This window comes from Lactobacillus sp. HMSC08B12, from assembly GCF_001808415.1.
Lineage (GTDB): Bacteria > Bacillota > Bacilli > Lactobacillales > Lactobacillaceae > Lactobacillus > Lactobacillus delbrueckii.
Map to the genome: position 1 here is coordinate 1 of NZ_KV793133.1, position 6038 is coordinate 6038.

The window sequence follows — 6038 nt, forward strand, 5'->3', positions numbered from 1 at the left end:
ACATTGAAATCGCCTACTGCAAGATACCCTGGCCTGGTCGCCCGGGGAAATCAGGTTGAGCAGGGACTGGCCGTAATAGTCGTAGAATTCTGACGACAATTCGCAGCCAAACAGCTCCAGCAGGCTCTTGTTAACGTAGATGGCTTCTTTAGTATCCATCTGCATGACCAAAAGGGGAGTCGGGTCGCCCGCCGCCAGGGCTCTTAACCCCAGGCCCAGCTGGTTGTGGTGCTTCTTCTCTGTCAAGCTAGACTTGTAGCTGGTAAAATTGTTCTTGCCGGCAATTTTCACCTCATACAAGGCTGCGTCGGCGAACTTCAAGGCCTCTTCATAGTCCTTGGCCTGGTCGCGCTCGGCTGCTTTCTGTTGTCCCTGGACGTAACTGAGCAAGCTGAGGTTGAAGACGACCAACAAAATCAAAGTAGCCGTAATAAGCAAGTAGTCGTTTTGGTTTGCTTTCCTAAGCTGTCTAAACACTGCTGAATTACGCCTTATTTGTTGTTATAATATAATATCCTCTTAATTATAATTCCCCTCGCTTAGACATATGTCCAAATTGTTGAAGGATAATCCTACTGTTCAGTATACTATAGCGGATAGTGTTATTACAAATTGATAAAATGTTATGCTGCTGAGAAAGCAATTAGGAAAAAATCGTTCGTCTTTTGAAAAAAGTGCATAAAAATTGTTTAAATTCACGAAAAGCCTTGTCAAATCCTATTTTACATCATACAATAGGCTATGCAAGAGTAATCGCTTACTTTTAATAAACTCTTGAGTTTTTCACTTGGAGATAAATGCATAGCTGTTTTTTGTTTACACTTTTTAATATGGCTAGTCTCTAACGGACGTTTCAATTGGGAAACGTCTTTTTTTGCGCGGGCAAAGGCTAATTTCTTAATAATTAGGCTGGGGTTAAAGAGAAAGTTGCCGGCTGAGTGCTATAATAGGTTAGATCAGTGGCGGCCGTTTTGCCGCCGCGAATAGGAATCAACAAACTAAGTGAGGTAATAATATGGCAAAAATCGGTGTTTTGGGAGCAGGTACTTGGGGCATGGCACTGGCCCGGATGCTCAGCAACTCTGGTCATGAAGTGACCGTCTGGTCAGCCCTGCCGCAAGAAGTCGACGAACTTTCAAGAACTCGTCGCCAGAAGAACCTGCCAGGTATGGTTATTCCTGACGAAATTAAATTCACTAAGGAAATTGCGGAAGCCTGCCAAGACAAGGACATCATCCTGTTCGCCGTACCATCAGTCTTCGTCCGCTCAACTGCCAAGACTGCCGCTGCCTCTATTCCAGACGGGCAGATCATCGTTGACGTGGCTAAGGGGATCGAACCAGACACCCTCTTAACTTTGACTGAAGTCATCGCTGACGAATTGAACAAGGACGGCAAGCATGGCAATGTCCACTACGTTGCCATGTCTGGCCCGACCCACGCTGAAGAAGTGGCCAAGGACCTGCCAACCACCATCGTTTCCGCCTGTGAAGACCAAGCTGTGGCTGAAAAGGTCCAGGATGTCTTCATGAACAAGAACATGCGGGTTTACACCAACTCTGACCGCTTGGGCGTTGAGCTCTGCGGGGCCTTGAAGAACGTAATTGCTTTGGCCAGCGGGATCTGCTCAGGCCTGGGCTACGGGGACAACATGCGGGCTGCCTTGATCATCCGCGGGATGGCGGAAATCAAGCGCCTGGGCCTTAAGATGGGCGGCAAGGAAGACTCCTTTGACGGCCTGGCCGGCATGGGGGACTTGATTGTCACCGCCACCAGCAAGGAAAGCCGGAATAACAATGCCGGTTACTTGATCGGCAAGGGCAAGAGCGCTGAAGAAGCCAAGAAGGAAGTCGGCATGGTCGTTGAAGGGATCAACGCCATTCCAGCCGCCTTGGAACTGGCTGACAAGTATGACGTGGAAATGCCAATCGTCTTCGCCGTTGACGCCGTGGTCAACCGCGGTGCTGATGCCCGGGAAACCGTTGACGCCTTGATGCTGCGGGAAAAGAAGTCAGAAATGACCAAGTAATAAAGTTAATTAAGAAGTCTGCGGAAGCAGGCTTCTTTTTATCTTTTCTGTTCTTTTCTAAAAAAGCAAAAACTCTCATAAACATTTCATTTTATTACAACTTATGTTATGCTTATGACAGGTGGTGACTTTGGATGGAAAAGAACATGATTGGCAAGTATTTGCGAGACCTGCGCCGGCGGCGGGGGATGAGTCAGCAGGAGCTGGCCCTGGCCTTGGGAGTAAGCAAGCAGACAATCTCTAATTGGGAGGTTGGCCGCAAGGTACCGCGGATGAAGGCTGTTGAGAAGATAGCGAATATTTTTGGCGTGTCCAGGAACAGCGTTTTGGCCGGGCTGCCGGTAGAAATGCTGGTGCAGGAAGGGCAGGAAGACCGCAGGGTGGTCGACTTGACCGACCGCGATATCCGTTTGACCTATCTGGGCCAGCAGGTGCCGCGGGAATATATTGACATCGTTGAGAAGCTGATGCGCTGCGATATTGCCGAGCGCGATGCTCAATAAGGCGGGAAGTTCCCGCCTTTTTCTTTTATCCAGGGGGGAAGCCTTTTCAAAGGAAGTAGTATAATGAAAGAGTGATGTTAAAAAAGGGGATTAAGATGATGAAGGAGAAGAATTGGCTGACCTGGCTGACGGTCTTGGCTTTGGTGGTGGGCTTTGCCGCCATGGGAGCCAGCGTCTGGCTGAGCGCGTAAGCTGCCAAGCAGACCCAGAGAAACAGCCAGCTGGCCGGCCAGCTCTACCAAGCCAGCCGGACCAAGAGCCAGGAAGCTTCCAGCATCAAAAAGCGCTTGGACAAATTGGCGAGCGATAATTCCAGTTTAAAGAAGAAAAATTCCCGCCTGGCCAAGGAAAACCAGGCACTTAAGCAGGCCAACCAGGACCTGTCAGCAGCCAGCGCGGCCGCGGGATTAAACGTCTGGGAGACAGAAGAAAAGAGCGGCAAGCTACAGCTGAAGATCGACAACCAGACCGGGCAGGCAGTGAGTGACCTGCTGGGTTTGGCGGTAGCGGCTAACGGCCAGATTACTTTAAACAGCTTGCCCAGCTATTTCCCGGTTGGCGGGGCCAAGCCGCGCTATTTTTACCGGAAAAAAGTGGCGATTGGCAAGACGGAAGGAAGTTTGACCGGCGCTTACGCGGGTTCTGATATGGTCTGCCTCTTTGCAGACGCTAGTGGCGTTTACTGGTTCAAGGGAAACCGGGGTCAAATAGAAAAAATCGGCAGCCAGGCCCACTTCAAGAAGCTGCTTCGGCAGATCAGTTTGAATAAGCTGGAAGAGAGCTCGCTGCTGGTGAAGAAGACGGAAAAGAAGAAAAAGCAGACGAGTAAGAAATCAGAATAGGGCAAAAAAAGGAGCCCCAACCCGCGGTTGGGACTCCTCTTTGATGTAAAAGGGAATGGCACATGGCTTCGATGCATTTTATGAATAGAAAGGAATCGAAAAAATGCGAAAGATGTTAGAAGTGTTTGAAATGAGTCGCCCGATATGCCAACATATTGTACCAAAACTGTACAAATAAGATAAAAGAGTGTGTGTAAAAATGCAATAAGAAAAGAGCATGATATAAAACCTTTACAGGAAAAGGTAGGTCCATCTCTCTTGCCTTTTCCTACTGCCAATACTACACAGACCCTTACAAAAATACAAGAAATATGCTTTAGCGCAGTGCCCGGCGGTAGCCGGCTCTTTTGGCTTCAGTTTCGGTGCGGAAGTAGACCGCGTTGGCTGAATTCATGTGGTAGCCGGCCTGGCCTGGAACGTGGTAGATCTTGGACCGGCGGTTGCCGACGATCCGGCCGGTGGTAGAAGTCTTGATCTTCTTTTTAGAAGATGTAGATTTTTTAGCAGCGGCCTTTTTAACTACTGTCTTTTTGGCAGACTTTTTCGCCGCGCCGGTAACCACGCTGGTACCGTTTGAATAGTTGAGCTTGACGCCGTCCTGGACATTGAAGATGTAGACGTGGAAGCGGACAGCGTTAGAGCCAGTGGACTGGGCCTCCATCTCAATCCCGCGGGCCAGGAGCTCCCGGCCGCGGAAGATTGGCTTGACCCGGTAGCGGATGTAGTGGCGGCTGGAGGATTTGATGTAGCTGGCCACCTGGTTTTCGTACTTGAGCATGCCCGGGTCGTTTAATTGCCGGGTCCCGGTGATCAGGTTCTTGGGGTTATTGTTTTGCCCGGTCAGCTGGTAGCCGATCAGGTGGCTGCGGTTGTAGAGCCAGCCGCCGGCGATCTTTTTGTTGTGCCAGGCGGTTGGGTTCCAGTAAAGGGGCTCTCTGGCCTTGGCCGGCATGAGCCGCTTGTTCAGCAGGGCATCGGCTTCCCCGGCCCGGTTTAAAGAGTCCAGCTTGTGGTAGCTCTGCCAGGCCCCCTTTTTAGTCGACAGGGCCTTTTTGGAAAAAGTTGGCCGGTCCTGGTTGACGGTGATAACTTTTTGCCCCTGGTAGTTGCGGTCAGCCAGGCTGCTGGCCTTGGCGGGGCTGGCCACGAGGAAGCTGGCTGAGGCCAGCAGGAGGGCCGTTAATTTTTGCATTGCTTTCTTCACGGAAATTCCTCTTCTTTACAAAATCACTTTAGTGTTAGAACAAACAACTTTGACATTCTAACATGATTATATAAAGAAGGAATAGGCGGAAAATGGCGGAAATTTACTTTTTGTAAGCCGGGTCTACTTTTTAAAAAAAGCTAAAAATCTAAGTCATGGTATCAAATTAACGAGATCTTAATTATAATGGAGATAATGATCACTATATAGATAGGATACTGGTGAAAACTGTGAATAATGATATGGACAAAAATACCAGAGTCGGCAAGCGGAAGAAACGCAACAAGGCCATGCGGATCTTCTGGAGCGTGCTGGCGGTCATTCTGGTAGCGATCGGCGGCTTTGCCCTCTATGAGTACAATACTGTAAAGAACGCGGCTGATACTGCCTATAGGTCTGGCGGTCTGGGGGATGCGGAAAACGGGAGCAAGAATTCTGTTATCAGCAACTCCAAGCCAATTGCAATTCTTTTGATGGGGACGGACACTGGGGCCTTGGGCAGAACCTACAAGGGCCGGACCGACTCAATCATGGTCGCGGTCTTGAACCCAAAGACCAAGAAGACAACTTTGGTCAGCTTTGAAAGAGACCAGCAGGTCAACTTGCCAGACTACCCGGAAAATTCACCTTCCAAGTTGAACGCGGCTTACGCTTACGGCAATGCTAAGGAATTAGCCAAGGTTCTAAAGAAGTACTACAATATCCCGATCAACGCGTATGTCTTGATCAACATGGGCGGTTTGAAGACCATCGTTAACAAGGTCGGCGGGGTTGATATTGCTCCGATTCTTTCCTTTAGTTATGAAGGCTACACTTTCACCAAGGGGAAGACGACTCACATGGACGGGGCCAAGGCACTGGCTTATTCCCGGATGCGGTATGATGACCCAGAAGGTGACTACGGCCGGCAAAAGCGGCAGCGGCAAGTCCTTTCAGCTCTCTTGAAGAAGGCTGAAAGCGCGACAACCCTGCTGAACTCCAGCTTCATTTCTTCCCTGTCCAAGCAAGTGCAAACTGACTTGACTTTCAGTGACATGACTTCTATGGCGAAGAGCTACCTGGCAGCCACGAAGGACTTGAAGACTGACTACACTCACGGCACTAGCTACATGCAAGACGGGGTTTCCTACCAGAAGATTTCTGTTTCTGAACGGCAGAGAATCAGTGACTTGATCAGAAAGACCCTGGGCCTCAAGACAAAGACGGTAAGCACTGATTCAATCGATACGTCAACAAGCAGCAGTTCGAGCTCAAGCAGCACGACAACTGACAGCAATACTGGCACGGCTGGCAGCGATAATGGGGCAGCAGCCGGCAATGATCAAAGCAACAGTACCGGCTATTAATTACTAACTTAAGGGGGGCGAACTAGAAAGTTTGACTCCCTTTTTGTATGATTTGTAGTGATGTTAAAGAAGTATACTTGTGTGTTACTTAAACTTCCCACACCAAAAAGAACT

6 protein-coding genes are annotated in these 6038 nt (G+C 49.4%); 4 read left to right on the top strand and 2 right to left on the bottom strand.

Annotation, left to right across the window (positions count from 1 at the left end):
* The coding region (locus HMPREF3168_RS03855; protein WP_246825674.1) for a hypothetical protein at positions 1-477 on the bottom strand (477 nt) is incomplete at its 3' end.
* 538 nt (positions 478-1015) lie between these two features.
* Between HMPREF3168_RS03855 and HMPREF3168_RS03860 the strand changes: the two genes are divergently transcribed.
* The 3 genes from HMPREF3168_RS03860 (at position 1016) to HMPREF3168_RS10600 (ending at position 3374) form a co-directional block, all read left to right on the top strand.
* Positions 1016-2029: an NAD(P)H-dependent glycerol-3-phosphate dehydrogenase gene (locus HMPREF3168_RS03860; protein ID WP_035161575.1), complete on the top strand. Its 1014-nt coding sequence runs from the start codon at positions 1016-1018 to the stop codon at positions 2027-2029.
* Between the two features lie 134 nt (positions 2030-2163).
* Positions 2164-2532: a helix-turn-helix transcriptional regulator gene (locus HMPREF3168_RS03865; RefSeq protein ID WP_035161576.1), complete on the top strand. Its 369-nt coding sequence runs from the start codon at positions 2164-2166 to the stop codon at positions 2530-2532.
* Positions 2533-2819: 287 nt separating this feature from the next.
* On the top strand, positions 2820-3374 hold the full coding sequence (locus HMPREF3168_RS10600; RefSeq protein WP_231536136.1) for a hypothetical protein: 555 nt from the start codon (positions 2820-2822) through the stop codon (positions 3372-3374).
* A gap of 316 nt (positions 3375-3690) precedes the next feature.
* On the opposite strand, the gene HMPREF3168_RS03880 is transcribed toward HMPREF3168_RS10600, so the two are convergent.
* A complete protein-coding gene (locus tag HMPREF3168_RS03880; RefSeq protein ID WP_070488544.1) occupies positions 3691-4578 on the bottom strand; it encodes a DNA/RNA non-specific endonuclease in 888 nt (295 codons plus the stop codon).
* 242 nt (positions 4579-4820) lie between these two features.
* Here HMPREF3168_RS03880 and HMPREF3168_RS03885 point away from each other — a divergent pair, with 242 nt between their 5' ends.
* Positions 4821-5924 (top strand): LCP family protein, encoded by a 1104-nt coding sequence (locus tag HMPREF3168_RS03885; RefSeq protein ID WP_070488546.1) that lies wholly within the window; start codon positions 4821-4823, stop codon positions 5922-5924.
* Positions 5925-6038: the final 114 nt, after the last annotated feature.

Coding starts and splice junctions, on each gene's coding strand:
- HMPREF3168_RS03860 (WP_035161575.1), top strand. CDS start 1,016: ATGGCAAAAATCGGTGTTTTGGGAGCAGGTACTTGGGGCATGGCACTG.
- HMPREF3168_RS03865 (WP_035161576.1), top strand. CDS start 2,164: ATGGAAAAGAACATGATTGGCAAGTATTTGCGAGACCTGCGCCGGCGG.
- HMPREF3168_RS03885 (WP_070488546.1), top strand. CDS start 4,821: ATGGACAAAAATACCAGAGTCGGCAAGCGGAAGAAACGCAACAAGGCC.